The organism is Candidatus Eisenbacteria bacterium (genome assembly GCA_020847735.1).
In the GTDB taxonomy this organism is placed as follows: domain Bacteria; phylum Eisenbacteria; class RBG-16-71-46; order RBG-16-71-46; family RBG-16-71-46; genus CAIXRL01.
This window is the reverse complement of sequence record JADLBL010000023.1, coordinates 1-14437: the sequence shown is the minus strand read 5'-3', so window position 1 is coordinate 14437 and position 14437 is coordinate 1. Positions and strand designations below refer to the sequence as shown.

Genomic DNA, 14437 nt, shown 5'->3' with positions numbered 1-14437 from the left:
ATCCTTGCTGGGGTTGCGGGTGGGCGTCCGGAGCGGGTCAACGGCCCACGGAAGGCCTCGCCACTGCGACTGCGGCGGGCGATTGTGCACGACCGGCGAGGGCCGCGTCCAGTTCCGGGGCCGAGGCGCCCGAAGCCGCGCCTCAATGCCTGCGAAGCGCCGCCTGCCAGTTCTGGAGCACGACCGCTGCCGGCGGTCGCGCGTTTCCGGCCGCGAGCAGCACCAGCCAGCGCCTGCCGTCCCGGGCCATGTCCAGGTCCACGACATTCGCCGGAAGCCGGGAGAGGACCGTCGCGGGTCCCAGCGAGAACGGCGGGCCGGCGCGCACTTCGGCCTGGTGAATGACGCCGGGCTCGTCGGCGTTCGAGAACAGATACCGCCGGCCGTCGGGCGACCATGCTCCGACGCCGCCGCCGAGCGTCACCTGGTAGCGCGCCCCCGCTCCGGCGAGGGGCTGGATGTAGACGTTGACCGTTCCCGATTCGTCGTTCTGGAAGGCGACCCAGCGACCATCGGGGGAGACCTGTCCGGCCTGGTCGTTGGTCGGCGTTCGCACGCATGGCGTGGGCGGCCCGCCATCGACCGGCAGCAACCACAGGTCCCAGCGGGTCACGGGGTCCAGCCGCTCGATCAGCAGCGAGCGGCCGTCGGGCGTCCACTGGTCGAGGCGCTTGTAGCCATGGTCGCCCGCGAGGAGATCGCGCCGGCTACCGTCGGCGAGCGAGAGCACGTGGAGGCTCTGTCGCGTGTCGTCGAGCCAGGCAATCTGTGTCCCGTCGGGCGACCACCTCATCTGGACCGCGTTCTCCGGCGACTGGGTCAATCGCTGGCGCGCGCCACGCTCGAGGTCCACGAGCACCAGGTCGGAACGTGTCGGCTCCGTCTGCACGACGAGCAGCGCGCGCCGTCCGTCGGGAGCGACCGCAAGGCGGACGTAGTCCCCCGGCGGCACGGGCGGCGCACTGGTCTCGCGTCCCGCGAGGTCCAGCCAGGCGAGCCGGTTCCGGGTTTCCGCGGGCTCGAGATAGGCCAGCGAACCGTCCCGCGAGGCGCTGACCACGGGGCCGCCGGCGAACTGCGTGCCCGTGGTCACGTCGCCGATCACGACCGGCTCTCCGCGCATGCGTGCCGCGCGCGCATCGAACGGCAGCGCGACGATCCGCGCGTTGCGCGTCGTGAGAAGCCAGCCCGGCGCAACGAACACCGGCCCGGTCTCGCCACGGGCGATCTCCCGCGTCGGCCCGCCATCGAGCGACCCCACGCACACCCCGCCCTTGCCATCCGGCCCGGCGGGAATGGCGCTGAACAGGAAGTGCCTGCCGTCCGGCAGGAACACCGGGAAGCGATGGCCGGTCACGCCGTGCGCCGAGTCCGGGTGCGTGAGCTGGACCAGCGGGCCGCCCGCGGCGGAAACCTTGTAGATGCCGCCGTTGGGATACGGCGCGAGCACGATCACGCCGTCGCGATTCCAGCTTCCGCCCCGCGCGGCCTTGGTGTCGCAGATCTTCTCGGGTGTGCCGCCCTCGAGCGCGACGCGCATGAGCCGCTCGTCGGAGGCGAAGTACGCCAGCGTGCGGCTGTCGGGAGACCAGAACATGATCAGCGCGCCCTCGGTCCCCGGCAGTTCGCTGGGCGTGATCGAGTCGAGCCGCCGGATCCAGAGACGGGTGACGCCGGCGGAGTCCGGGACGACGAACGCGAGCGTGCGGCCGTCCGGTGAGAGCGAGACGAACTGCGCGTCGGGGTAGAACGTTGGTCCGGGCGGGGCCGCCACCTCGAAGCGGGCGGGTTCCGGTGGCGGCGTGCGCACGATGAGCCGCGGCAGGAACGCCCCGGCGGCCAGCGCCAGCGCGGCGACGACGGCGAGAGCGGGCACGCCCGGCGTGTACGGCCGCCGCGCCGCGGCCGCCGGCGCGGTCCGCGCGCCCGAGCGTCCGGCGGCGATCAGGTCCTCGATCTCGATCCGCGCCTCGCCGATGTCGCGCAGGCGGCGCTTCGCGTCCTTCTCGAGGCAGCGGCGCAGCAGCGCGCGCAGGCGTTCGGGCGTCGCCGCGGGCAGCGCCGTCCATTCCGGTTCGACCTGCAGGATGCAGGCGACGATGTCCGAGACGGTCTCGCCCGTGAACGCTTGCCGCCCGCTGAGCAGTTCGAAGAGCACGCAGCCGAAGGACCAGATGTCGGTGCGCCGGTCCACGGCCTTGCCGCGCGCCTGCTCGGGGCTCATGTACGCGGCGGTTCCGAGGATGACGCCCGCCTCGGTGCCCGCGTAGGTCAGCGTCGGAGAGGCGCTCATGTTCGGGTCCGACGAGCCGCCCGCGCCCCCCTTGGCGAGGCCGAAGTCGAGCACCTTCACGTCGCCCGCCGGCGTCACCATGACGTTTCCGGGTTTGAGGTCGCGGTGGACGATGCCCCCTTCGTGCGCCGCCTCGAGCGCCGCGGCGACGGCGCGCGCGATCTCGAGCGCCTCGCCGAGCGGCGGGGTCCCGCGCCGCAGGCGTTGCGCCAGCGACTCTCCCTCGACGCATTCCATGACCAGGAATCGCCGCCCGCCCGCCTCCTCGAGGCCGTGCAGCACCGCGATGTTCGCGTGCTTCAGCGAGGCCAGCAGCTTCGCCTCGCGCTCGAAGCGCGCGAGGCGCTCGGGGTCGTTCGCGAACGCGTCCGGGATCAGCTTGATCGCCACGTCGCGGCCGAGCCGCCCGTCGCGCGCGCGGTACACCTCGCCCATGCCGCCGGCGCCGAGCGGCGCGGTGATTTCGTAGGGGCCGAGCTTCGTTCCCGGGGACAGCGCCACGCGTCAGGCCTCCGCCCGCTTTTCGATCGCCCGCGTCGCGCGTTCGACGTCGGCCTCGTCGTTGTAGACCTGCGCCGAAATCCGCCACAGCAGCCGGCCGTGCATCGCCTGCAGGTGCACCTCGATCGAATCCTCGAAGAGCAGCGCGTCCTTGATCCGCTGTGCGTCGTCGCCGGTGGCGCCGAACGCTTCGGGCAGCGGCACCGCCACCATCGTTCCGACCATGGATTCCTCCTGCGGCAACTCGACCTTCCAGCGCTCGGCGAGCCGGCGGGCCGAGCCCCACGCGAGCCCGTGGTTCCACGCGCGCATCGCCTCGAGCCCGAGGCCGCGCATGAACTCGATGCCCGCGGGGGCGGCGAGCCACGGCGATGGATCGCGCGTGCCCTGCCAGTCGAACGAGGCGGTGAAGCTCCTGCCCCATCCCCAGCCCACCACCAGCGGCTGGAGGTCCTGCTGCCGCGCGGGCGGCGCCCACAGGATGCCGCAGCTGATCGGCGACATCGCCCACTTGTGCAGGTTGGCCGTGTACCAGTCGGCGCCGAGCGCCGGGATGTCGAGCGCCAGCGCGCCGGGAGCGTGCGCCCCGTCCACGAGCACCGGCACCCCGCGCGCGTGACAGCCCGCGACGATCCCCTCGACCGGCAGCACCAGCGCGGTCGGCGAGGTCACGTGGTCCACGATCACCAGCTTCGTGCGCGGGCCGACGGCCGCGAGCACGGCGCCGGTGATGGCGTCCGCCCGCCACAGCGGGTGCGGCAGCGTTGCCGTCACGAGCCGCGCGCCGGTGCGCGAGGCCACGAACTCGACCGCGTTCGCGACCGCCCCGTAGCCGTGATCCGTGACCACGATCTCGTCGCCGGGCTCGAAACGCAGTGAGCGCAGCACCGAGTTCACGCCGGCCGAGGCGTTGTCCACGAACACCAGATCGTCGCCGCGCGCGCCGAGGAACGCCGCGACGGCGTCGGCCGCGACCCGCATGCGCGGCCGCTCGCGCATCGCGACCGGGCCCACGTCCGCGAGCTGCCGCAGCAGCACCGGCGCGGGACGGCGGTGGAACTCACGGCGGATCGCCCGCTGCGCCGCCAGCACGCGGCGCGGCGGAGCGCCCACGGTGCCGTGATTCAGGTAGGTGAGGGACGGGTCCAGCGGCCACAGCCCGAGCAGCCCGCGCCCGAAGTCGCTCATCGAACGCGGTAGCGGGCGACGATGGTCGTGACGTTGTCCGTGCCGCCCTGCGCGAGGGCGCGGTCCACGAGCGCCCTGCAGGCGCCGGCGCTGTCCGAGAACGCGAGCAGCAGCGTGGCGATCTCCGATTCGGGAACGTGGCGCGAAAGGCCGTCGGAGCACAGCAGGATGCGGTCGTCGTGCTGCAGGTCGAGGTGGTGGATGTCGTACTCCGGGTGGCCCTCGCCCGCGCCCATCGCGCGCGTCAGCACGTGGCCCAGCTCGTGCGACTCGACTTCGGCTTGCGGGATCAGTCCCTGGTCGGCGTACGACTGCGCGAGCGTGTGGTCGTGGGTGATGCGCCGCAGCTGCCCGCCGCGGAGCAGGTAGGCGCGCGAGTCGCCGACGTGGATGATGAACAGGTCGTTGCCGACCGAGTAGCCCGAGGTCAGGGTCGTGCCCATGCCCTCGAGGCTCCGGTCGCTGGCCGACGTGGCGCGCAGGGCGTCGTGAACGCCGGCGAAGTAGCTGCGCACGCGCTTGAACAGGGCGGCGATGTCGGCTTCGCGCGTCGCCGGATCGTCCAGCCGCAGCGCCCAGCGCGGCGAGCGCAGCACGAGCTGCAGCATCGAGACGAGCGCGGTGCGGCTCGCCACCTCGCCGGCCGAGTGCCCGCCGAGGCCGTCGGCCACCGCCATCAGCCAGCCGCTGTCCTCGCGGTGCGACGAGAAGATTTCCTCGGGGATGTTGCTGTCCACGCGCTCGAGGAAGCGGCCCAGCCGGAAGATCGCGTAGGAGTCCTCGTTCTGCTCGCGCACGTTCCCGACGTGGCTGTGCGCCGCCACGTCGGCGGTCACGCGGGCCGGAGGGACGACCTCGTCCTCGACGTCGGAATTCGGTTCGGGCTTGTTCATGCGCGACGCGGCTCCGGGGGCGGATCTCGGTCCGGCCACCCTATCCCGGCCGCCGGGCATGGCGCCATCGGAAAACACCCTTCAGGGCCTTTCCCGCCCACCCGACGTGCGCTGTCCGCCCACGGAACGGGGACTGCCGGGGCACGGGCGGGCCGGCGGCCGGAGCGGACCGTTCAGGCCCGTCTCAGCAGCACGAGGGTGACGTCGTCGCTGCGATGCTCGCCGGCGGAGTGGTCGTCAATGCGGGCGATCATCCCGTCGGCCAGCTTCGCCAGGTCGGCCTCGCCGCCCAACTCTCGCATCGCCTGCTCGACCCGCTCGGTGTCGAAGAACTCGTCGCCCCGCTGCGCCTCGGGAATGCCGTCGCTGAAGACCGCCATGGTCTCGCCCGGCTCCACCGTCGTCTCGCCCATCGTCCACGGGAACGACGCCATCATGCCGATCGGCACGCCGGTGGCCTCGAGCGAGCGCAGCGCCTGCCCGCGGGCGAGCAGCGGCTCGGGGTGGCCGCAGTTCACGTACCGCAGCCGCCCGCTGGCCGGATCGAGGTAGCCGAGGAAGAGGGTGATGAAGTTGCGCGCGTCGGTGCTGCGGTAGACCACCTCGTTGAGCCGCACGACCAGCGCGAGCGGGTTGTCGAAGGCCTCGTAGAGCACCCGCGAGGACGAGAGCGCAGAGGACATGAGCAACGCCGCGCCCATGCCCTTGCCCGAGACGTCGCCGACCAGGAAGACGAGCTGGCCGTCGGCGCGCTGGTAGAAGTCGTACAGATCGCCGCCCACCTCGTAGCAGGTCTGCAGCAGCGCGTGCAGCGACCAGCCGGCCACGTCGGTCGGCGCCTCCGGCAGCAGGTTCTGCTGGATGCGCGTCGCCGTCGAGAGCTCGAGCGCCAGGCGCTGCCGCGCCTGCTCGGCCTCGAGCAGGCGCGCGTTGCTGATCTTGACCGCCGCCATGTTGGCGAGCAGCGTGAGCAGCTCGAGCTGCTCGGCGCCGTAGGTGACCGTCGGATTGGTGCTGTCGGCGTACAGGATGCCCAGCACCCGGGCGTTGTCGTAGAGCGGAACCGCCATCGCCGAGTGGATGAGGTTGCCCACGACGCTCTGCGCGCCCGCGAAACGCGGGTCGTTCATGGCATCGGCCGTGATCACCGCGGTGTTCTCGCCGAGCACGACGCTGGCGATGGTTTGCGAGAGCGCGAGCGGGTCCTTCGCGCTCGCCCCCCGGGTGCGCGCCGCCACCTGCTCGAGGCTGTCGCCGTCCTTGCCGCGCAGCAGGATCAGCAGCCGATTGGCGGGCACCGCGCGCTCGACGAAGCGCAGGATCTCCTCGCAGGTCTCGCGCAGCGGCCTGGGCAGGACGAGCAGCTGGCCGGCCTCGGCCAGCAGCCGGACCATGCGGTTCGGATCACGGACGTCGGCGGTCGGGTGCGAGAGCACGTCGGCGACCTTGAGGCGCAGCGACGACGCGTGGCTCGGCGAGGACGCCCACTGCGTCGGGCTTTCCTCGAGTCCGGCGCGGATCACGACGTGCCCGACCTCGATCGTGTCGCCGGGCTTGACCTCGACCGGCGAGGCGGCGTCCTGACCGTTCACGCGCGTGCCGTTCCGGCTGCCGAGGTCGCGAATCGTGATGCGGTTGCCGTCGCGCGCGAGCTCGGCGTGTTCGCGCGAGACACTGGAATCGAGCACCTGGACGAAGTTCGACGACGAGCGGCCGATGCGTGCCGGCAGGTCCTCGAGCGCCCAGGTTCGGTTCTCGCCGTTGAGCGTCGTGGAGAGTTTGAGGGTCATGGGCCCGCGAGAGTACGCGGCCCGGCGGCCCGGCGGCCAGCGTTATCGCTTGCGAGCCGTTTCCGGGATGCCGAAACTCGCGCTCCGGGCGCCGGCCCCTGCGAGCCGGTGGTCCGCCAGGATCGCGGCTCGGCGCGGGCGGGGCTGCGGCGGGCGGGACAGTCGCCCAGCGTGCCCGCGCAGGCGCGGCGGAAAGGGAGAGATCATGGCAAGAGTCGCGGTTCTCGGTTCGGGCAAGGTGGGAGAAGTGCTCGCGAATGGATTCCTGAAGCATGGCGACGAGGTCGTGCGCGGCTCGCGTTCGCCCGAGAAGCTCGCGGGCTGGCGCGCGGAAGCCGGGCCCAGGGCGACGACGGCGACGTTCGCCGAGGCCGTGAAGGGCGCGGATCTCGTCGTGCTCGCGGTCAAGGGCACGGCGGCCGAGGCGGTCGTGAAGCTGTCGGATCCCGGATCGCTCGCGGGCCGGACCGTGATCGACGCCACCAATCCAATCGCCGATGCGCCACCCTCGAATGGAATCCTGCACTTCTTCACCACGCTCGAGGACTCGCTCATGGAGCGGCTCCAGCGTCTCGCTCCGCAGGCCCACTTCGTGAAGGCGTTCTCGTGCGTCGGCAACGCGCACATGGTGAATCCCGACTTCGGCGGCGAGAAGCCGACGATGTTCATGTGCGGGAACGACGCCGGCGCCAAGAAGCAGGTGCAGGACGTGCTCGCGAGGTTCGGCTGGGAGTGGCAGGACATCGGCGGCGTCGAGGGCGCGCGCGCGATCGAGCCGCTCTGCATCCTCTGGTGCGCGCCGGGGTTCCTCGCCGGGCAGTGGGGGCACGCGTACCGGGTGCTCAAGAAGTAGCGGGCGCGGGGCGGACGCGCCGCGCAAAGAGCTCGGGCTTCACGGGGCGAGAAAGCAGGCGCCGAGTGGCACCTGTGCGAGTACGCCGCCTACCGCCGCATCGACGCCGCCCGGGCCGCACGCGAGTTCCCCGCGCTCTTCGACGCCGTCGCCGACGGACGGCTGACGCTCACGACCGTGAACCTGCTCGCGCCGGCGCTGACCCGGGAGAACGTGGCCGAGCTGATCGCGGTCGCCGCTCGCCTGACGAAGCGGCAGGTGCAGGAGCTGCTCGCCGAGCGGGCCGCAAAGGCGCAGCCCATGGCCATGGAGCAGCTTGCGCCGCCGGAGCCGTCGAACGGTTCACTAGCGCCAGCGCTAGTTGCTCCCAATGGTGCAAGCGAGGCAGATGTTCCCGAGACGCTCGCCGCCGCCCGCTGCCGATAGCCCTGCTCGCCTGCGTCATCGCCCTCGCGGCGCCGGCGGGCGGCGCGGCCGCCCGGCCGATCCTCTTCCCGCCGAATCCGAACGCACCCGAAGCGAGGCCTACGCCCGCGAACTCGCTGCGAACGAAGCCGCCCGCGCCTGCGCCGAAGAAGCGATGCCCTGGCTGCGCAAGCTCCGCTTCCGCCTCGCCGAGGCGAAGGAAGCCGCAACGGCCGCGGCCCGCGCACTCCCCGACGCCTCCCTCGAAGACCGTGAGAAGCACGCCCTCCGGAGCCTCGCCCCACCCGGCGCCCGAAAGGTCCCGCCCCCGACGAGCAGTGCTGCGTGACGCCGCCACCGGTCGAAGCGATGCGATGCGACACCGCCCCGGCCCGCATCTCGCGGACCGGGGCGGTCGTGATCAGCGCGTCCCGTCCGCCGCCCGCTGGCCGCGCGCCCCTGCGGCCGCGCCACCACTCACGTCGGTTCCCGCCTCGAGCGCACGCTTGATGCGCGCCCGCGCCTCGAGCAGGTGCGCGCGCGTGTTGTCGCCGAGCGGCGCCGCCAGCGCCAGCACCCGCGCGCAGCGGGCGTCAATGCGCTGGAGCTGCAGGCGCGCGAGCGACAGCGCGTCGTCGTTCACCGCCAGCTCGCCGGTGACCATCGCCGCGAGCCGGTCCACGTAGGCGCGCTGCACGTCGCGACGCGTGCCCGTGCCGTCGAGCGCCTTCATCGCCGCCGGCGCCGCGCCGCCGACCTCGCCCCACAGGGCGCGCGTCAGGCGGTCGAAGTGCTCGCTCAGGCGGTACGGGTCGGCGCTGCGGTTCTCGGCCTCGCGCATGCGCGCGAGCAGCGCCGGCGAGGTCGCGGCCGAAACCAGCCCCGACTGCACCGCGAGCACGTAGTCGTTCCAGTTGAAGTCCTGCCGGCCCGCGAACACGCCGCCCGGGCCCATGCCCCAGTGCGACCAGCGGCTGGGCGCCATGCGGTCGAGCAGCGCCGGCGGCGCGTCGAGCGCGCCGGCCGCCCACACGCGCTGCGAGAGGAACGCGAGCGCGTCGCGCTGCAGCGCCGCCGGCACCGGCACGATCGGATCGCGCTCGCCCGGCTGGCCGCGCTCGACGCGCGAGAGGTACGAGCCGCCGAGGTACTTGACCGCCATGCCCGACGCGATCCCGTACTGCTGCAGCAGCGTGACCATCGCCCGGCGCAGCGCGGTCAGGTCGCCGCTCCCGCCGACGATGCGGTCCTCGAGCTTCGGGTTGCGCCACAGACCCGCGATGTAGGTCGTGCGGTCCTTCGCGAACTGCAGCGGATCGTTGCCGAGATCGTAGATGTTCGAACGCGGGTCGGGCGCGTCCGCCGGGTAGGTGTCCTCGTCGGTCGAGTACTCGTGGCCGGCCTGCAGCGATTCGTCGGCGATCCGGCGCGCGAACGCGTAGTCGGAGTCCGGATCGGTCGCGTTCGACGGCGTGTAGCCGTAGCGGATCGCCCACAGGTCGTAGGTGCCGGGCGTGGTCGTCCAGTAGTCGCCCTGCTGCCGGTGCGTGTAGTCGATGTTGGGGCTCGGGTACTCCATGACCGACGAGTAGAGGCCGTTCGCTTCCGTCCAGGCCTTGTCCTGCAGGCGGTCGTCGGGCGTCGAGGTGCTGGAGCGGAAGTTGTGGCGCAGGCCGAGCGTGTGCCCGACCTCGTGCATCACCGCCCAGACCACCGCGCGGTGCAGGTAGGCGTCGGGAATCGGCGCGCCCGGGGGGATCGCGTCGTCCATGAGCATCGCCACGTGCTGCAGCGAGCCGCCCTCGGACAGCGCGTCGCCCAGCGTGCACAGGTCCCCGAGGCCCAGCCCCCGCGGCAGCGCCGCCAGGCGCGACTCGGGCAGGAGCGTGGCCGCCATCGCCTGCGGGTCCACGTAGCGCCGGTAGGCGTTCGCGTAGCTCTGGAACATGGACGCCTCGAACAGGATGTCGGCGTCGAAGATCTCGCCCGTGCGCGGGTCCACGCGCGAGGGCCCGATGGCGCCGAAGCTCGGTTCGTTCGAGGTGATCCAGCGCACCGTGCTGTAGCGCGTGTCCTCGGCGTCCCAGTCGGGGTCGTCCTTCGGCGCGTCCACCGCGACGATCGCGTGCTGGAGCCCGGCCGCCGCGAAGGCCTTCTGCCAATTCTCGACGCCCTCCTTGACCCACGGGCGGAACTTCTCGGGCACCGTCCAGTCCACGTAGAAGGTGATCGGCTTCACGACCTCGCTCACCGCCGCGGTCGGATCCTTCTTCTCGAGCCGCCAGCGGTTGACGTGGCGCAGCCAGAAGCTCTCCTTGTCGTCGCGGCTGAAGTCCTTCACCGCGCCGAGGAAGTAGCCGACGCGGTTGTCGGCCCAGCGCTCGGCCATCGGCGTCTCGGGAAGCGCGCACAGCGAGTAGTGCACCGACACGGGGATGTAGCGCTCGTCCGGCACCGCCTCGACCGACAGCCGCGAGCGATCGTTGGGCGAGAACGTGAGCAGCGCCTCGACCTCGCAGTTGCGCGGGAAGGCCTTGACCCCGGTGACCGCCGAGCGCTCCTTGTCGAAGCGCACCGAGACGTTCCCGAGCGCGCCCTTCAGGCGCTCCGCGAGGTCGGTCGCGTCGCTCACGAACCAGCCGGCCGCGTCCACCAGCAGATGCTTCGTCGAATCCTGTTCGCTCTCGATCTTGAAGGACGCCAGCACCGAGTTCGGGATGGAAAGGTCGAGCGCGCGATCAATCGGCAGGTTCTTCGGCGCGGTGAAACGCGTGTTCACGTCGTACAGCAGCACCCGGTCGCCGACGCGCTCGAACCGCAGCATGCGGTCGTCGAGCGGCAGCCCGCCGAGAACGAAGTTGCCGCCGATGCCGCGCGCGATGCTGACCACGTACAGGAACGGTTTGCCGAGCTGGTCCGGCGAGATCTCGAGGTAGAGATTGTCGCGCTTCTTCCAGAGCGTGAAGAAGCCCGGCTTCGCCTCGGCGTCCTTGGTCAGCTTCTTCCAGTCCGTGAACGGCTTCTCGGGCTTCTCGGGGGCGGCCGGCGTCGCGCCGCCGCGGTCCTTGTTCCTGTCCTTGTCCTTGTCGGCGGCGCCGGCGGGGCCCGCGCCCACGAGGACGGCCAGCGCGAGCGCGCCGAGCATGATCGGGAAGGTCGTGAACGACTTGCGCTTCATGGGAGTCGGCTCCTTGGCGGGCGAACGCGTCCCGGCCGGACGCGGAAGAGTTTCGGGCCGGTGACCCGGAGACCGGGTGCTGAACATGAGACGCGCAAACTAGGCCCGCACGCACGACCGACGCGACCCGCGCGGGACGGGCGCGGCATCGGCGGCGACGGCCGGGGAGATCGCGGCCGCCTACCTCACCCGCGCGAGCCTTCGCGTCGCCGTCTCGCCGGCCGCTTCGATCCGCGCCCAGTAGAGGCCCGCGGGCGCGAAAGCGCCGGCTTCGTCGCGGCCGTCCCACGCGAGTTCGTGCGGGCCCGCGGCGAGCGGACCGTCGAACAGCGATCGCACACGGCGTCCGGCCACGTCCATCACCACGAGTCGTACGCGACCCGGGCGCGGAAGCGAAAAGCGCAGCGCGGTCGTGGCGCTGGACGGGTTGGGCGCCGGCGCCGCGAATGCGAGCCGCGCGGGCGGCGCGCCGCCGTCCGCGTCCGCGAGGTTCACCGGCTCGAGGAAATACGCGGACAGGATCGCCGTCACGTTCGTCTGGAGTTGGGCGTGCGTCCAGCGGTACGGCCGGCCCGAGACGAACGCGAAGCGGCCGCCCGCCGGCCGCGAGCCGGCGCCCGCGGCGGGAATGCGGATCGCGCCGATGCCACGCGCGGGCGTGAAGCCGCTGGCGGTGCGCAGCAGCGTGCTCGTCTCGCCGGTCGCCGACGCGGTGTCGAAGACGGCGCACGCGGACTGCGTGGCCGTGCGCGCCATGCCGGCCAGTCCGGGCCGGGTCGCCGCCGCGTCGGGCAGCGTCTGGCCGGTCGCGGCCCAGTTCACGCCCAGGTAGGCGCGCAGCGAGTCGCCGAGGAACGTCTCGCCCTGCCGCGAGAGCAGCAGCAGGTTGCCGCCGGCGCGCAGGTACTGGAGCACCGGCGAGTCCTGCCAGTGGAAGAGGTCGCCGGCGTAGTTGTTTCCGAGCCAGATCACGTTCCGGTACTGGCCGAGCACGTCGCCCGGCACCGAGCCGTGGCCGAGCGGCGCCGGCAGAGTCGCGGGATACCCGCCCTCGGGCGCGGCGAAGGTGTCCCAGAAATCGATTCCGTACGCGCCCCAGAAGGCCTTGTCGGTGCAGGCGCTCGCGAGTTCGGTTCCGTAGGTCGCCCAGTCCACGCCGTTCACGAGCAGCACGGACTTCTGGAACGTCGGATTGGCGACGACCTGGTCCATGGTTTTGAGGATCCAGCCGTCGCGGTCCACCTCGACGTTCACGGGCGCGTCGGCGACGTGGAGCACGAACTGCTGCGAAGCGAGCGAGTCGGGAACGACGAAGGTGGTTTCACCGCCGGCCGTGGTCACGGTGACGTCCACCGGCATGGTGAAGAGCTGCCAGGACTGGGTCTGCTCGAGCGTCAGCGTGACGTCGTAGCCGCCACCGGCCGGCGCGCTCGTCCAGTTCGCGCGGTACTGCGGGTAGTACTCCCCGTAGATCCACTGCTGGAAAAACGCGTCGAGGTCGCGGCCCGAGACCGCTTCGCAGGCGTCGCGGAAGTTCTCGGTCGTCGCGCTCTTGTATCCCCAGGTCGCGCGATAGGCGAGCAGCGCGTCGAAGAACGTCTGCTCGCCGAGCACGTGCCGCAGCATGTGCAGCACCCACGAGCCCTTGTTGTAGGACAGGTTCGAATCGAAGACGCGCGTCTCGTTGCTCGCGTCGGGCACCCACACCGAGCCGGGCCCCAGGTAGCGGTTCTGGTCCATGTCGGCCTTGTAGGCGGCGTATCCCCCTTGCGATTCGGCCCACAGCGCCTCGCCGTACGTGGCGAAGCCCTCGTTCAGCCAGATGTGGTGGAAGTCGCGGCAGGTCACGAGGTCGCCCCACCACTGGTGCATCAGCTCGTGCGCGACCACGAACTCGGGGAAAGCGCCGATGCTCGTGCAGGTCTGGTGCTCCATGCCGCCGCCGAATGGAAACTCGGCGTGGCCGTACTTCTCGGCGAGGAACGGGTACTCGCCCATGCGCGCGGCGTAGGCGGCGATCATGTCCTTGACCTTCGCCTGCACCGCGGAGACGCCGGCGACCGACTCGGGGTAGTTCCAGAAGCGCAGCAGCATCGAGTCGGCGGGCGAGGGCCGGTACCAGTCGGTCGTGACGGTGTACGGGTAGCTCGCGATCGAAACCAGGTAGGTCGCGATCGGATAACGCTCGCTCCAGTTCGCGGTCACCGTCGGGCCGTTCATCACCGTGCTCACCAGGGTGCCGTTGGAGACCGTCGTCAGACCGAGCGGCGCCGTGAAATGGACGGTCACCGAGTCCGCCTTGTCCTCGGGCGCGTCCTTGCACGGCCACCAGGTGCGGGCGCCGTAGGCCTCGGAAAGGCTCCAGATGATCTCGCGGCCGTTCACCATCTGGAACCCGAAATAGCCGCCCGTCGGCGTGCCGTGATAGGTCACCGTGACGTCGAACGTCTCGCCCGCCGAATAGGCCCGGTCCAGATCCAGCGTGAGCACGTCGCCGGCGCGCGACCAGGTCGTCGCGCCGGGGCCCGAGGTCGCGCCGTCCACGACCATGCCGGCGGCGAAGTCGAGGTCCGCGCTCGAGACCGCGCCGGCGGTGACCGTCGCCTTCATGCGCACCGTGCCGGAGACGGTCGAGGTGGTGGGCGCGAACGACAGGTCCAGGTCGTACCAGCGCGCGTCCCACGACTGCTGGTTGAGCGTCGCCGGTCGCGCCGCGGCGCGCTCGCGCCTGAGCGACGCGGCCTTCCACGCCGCGAGGTAGGGCGACACGTCGCGCTCGTCGCGGACTTCGCGAACGCCGTTCGGAAGCGGCGGAAAGAGAATCGGCCGGGCCGTCGCGCCGCCCGCCGTCGCCGAGAGGACGAGGGCGCAGGCGAGCAGGGCCATCGGCAACGGGCGGCGGACGCGGGTCATGGGTGTCTTCTCCGATCGAAGTCGTGCAGGTCGGTTCGCGCCCGCGCATCGCGCGCTGCGCCTTCGGAAGCGGGAAAAGTCTAACAGGCTGCTGAAAAAGGGTGCACTTCGTCCAGGCGACCCGGTAGGTTGCGGAGCATCCAGGAAGGAGACCGCGACCCACGATGGGCGCCTCGAACCACCAGACGGCGATGTTCCACTACACCTCCGTGGACCCGCTGGTGCCGGCCGACGACCCGCTGCGGGCGATCGAATCCGTGATCGACCGGGAGGTCATCCGCGAGCGGATGGCGCCTTTCCACAGCCCGTTGGCGCGGCCGTCGGTCCCACCCGAGCAGCTCTTGAAGGCGATGCTGATCGGCCACCTGTTCGGGATCACGTCGGAGCGGCGGTTGATGCGCGAGATCCAGGTGAACCTGTCGT

9 protein-coding genes are annotated in these 14437 nt (G+C 71.7%); 3 read left to right on the top strand and 6 right to left on the bottom strand.

What is annotated here, in order from left to right; all coding sequences use genetic code 11:
- Positions 1-142 precede the first annotated feature (142 nt).
- The 4 genes from IT347_12110 to IT347_12095 form a co-directional block, all read right to left on the bottom strand.
- Positions 143-2794, bottom strand: a complete 2652-nt coding sequence (locus IT347_12110; GenBank protein MCC6350321.1) for a serine/threonine-protein kinase — start codon at positions 2792-2794, stop codon at positions 143-145.
- A gap of 3 nt (positions 2795-2797) precedes the next feature.
- Entirely contained in the window at positions 2798-3982 is a 1185-nt protein-coding gene (locus IT347_12105) for an aminotransferase class V-fold PLP-dependent enzyme (protein MCC6350320.1), read from the bottom strand.
- On the bottom strand, positions 3979-4875 hold the full coding sequence (locus tag IT347_12100) for a serine/threonine-protein phosphatase (GenBank protein ID MCC6350319.1): 897 nt from the start codon (positions 4873-4875) through the stop codon (positions 3979-3981). The genes IT347_12105 and IT347_12100 overlap by 4 nt, the downstream gene beginning before the upstream one ends.
- A 173-nt stretch (positions 4876-5048) precedes the next feature.
- Entirely contained in the window at positions 5049-6665 is a 1617-nt protein-coding gene (locus IT347_12095) for a SpoIIE family protein phosphatase (protein ID MCC6350318.1), read from the bottom strand.
- A 205-nt stretch (positions 6666-6870) separates the two neighbouring features.
- On the opposite strand from IT347_12095, the gene IT347_12090 reads away from it, so the two are divergent.
- Both IT347_12090 and IT347_12085 read left to right on the top strand, forming a co-directional pair.
- A complete protein-coding gene (locus IT347_12090; GenBank protein MCC6350317.1) occupies positions 6871-7518 on the top strand; it encodes an NAD(P)-binding domain-containing protein in 648 nt (215 codons plus the stop codon).
- Between the two features lie 177 nt (positions 7519-7695).
- Positions 7696-7944: a hypothetical protein gene (locus tag IT347_12085; protein ID MCC6350316.1), complete on the top strand. Its 249-nt coding sequence runs from the start codon at positions 7696-7698 to the stop codon at positions 7942-7944.
- Between the two features lie 400 nt (positions 7945-8344).
- Here the strand turns inward: IT347_12085 and IT347_12080 are convergent, their stop codons facing one another.
- Entirely contained in the window at positions 8345-11101 is a 2757-nt protein-coding gene (locus IT347_12080) for a zinc-dependent metalloprotease (GenBank protein MCC6350315.1), read from the bottom strand.
- Between the two features lie 180 nt (positions 11102-11281).
- Positions 11282-14014 (bottom strand): hypothetical protein, encoded by a 2733-nt coding sequence (locus IT347_12075; protein ID MCC6350314.1) that lies wholly within the window; start codon positions 14012-14014, stop codon positions 11282-11284.
- Between the two features lie 164 nt (positions 14015-14178).
- Between IT347_12075 and IT347_12070 the strand changes: the two genes are divergently transcribed.
- A partial coding sequence (locus IT347_12070; GenBank protein MCC6350313.1) for a transposase occupies positions 14179-14437 on the top strand: 259 nt, incomplete at its 3' end.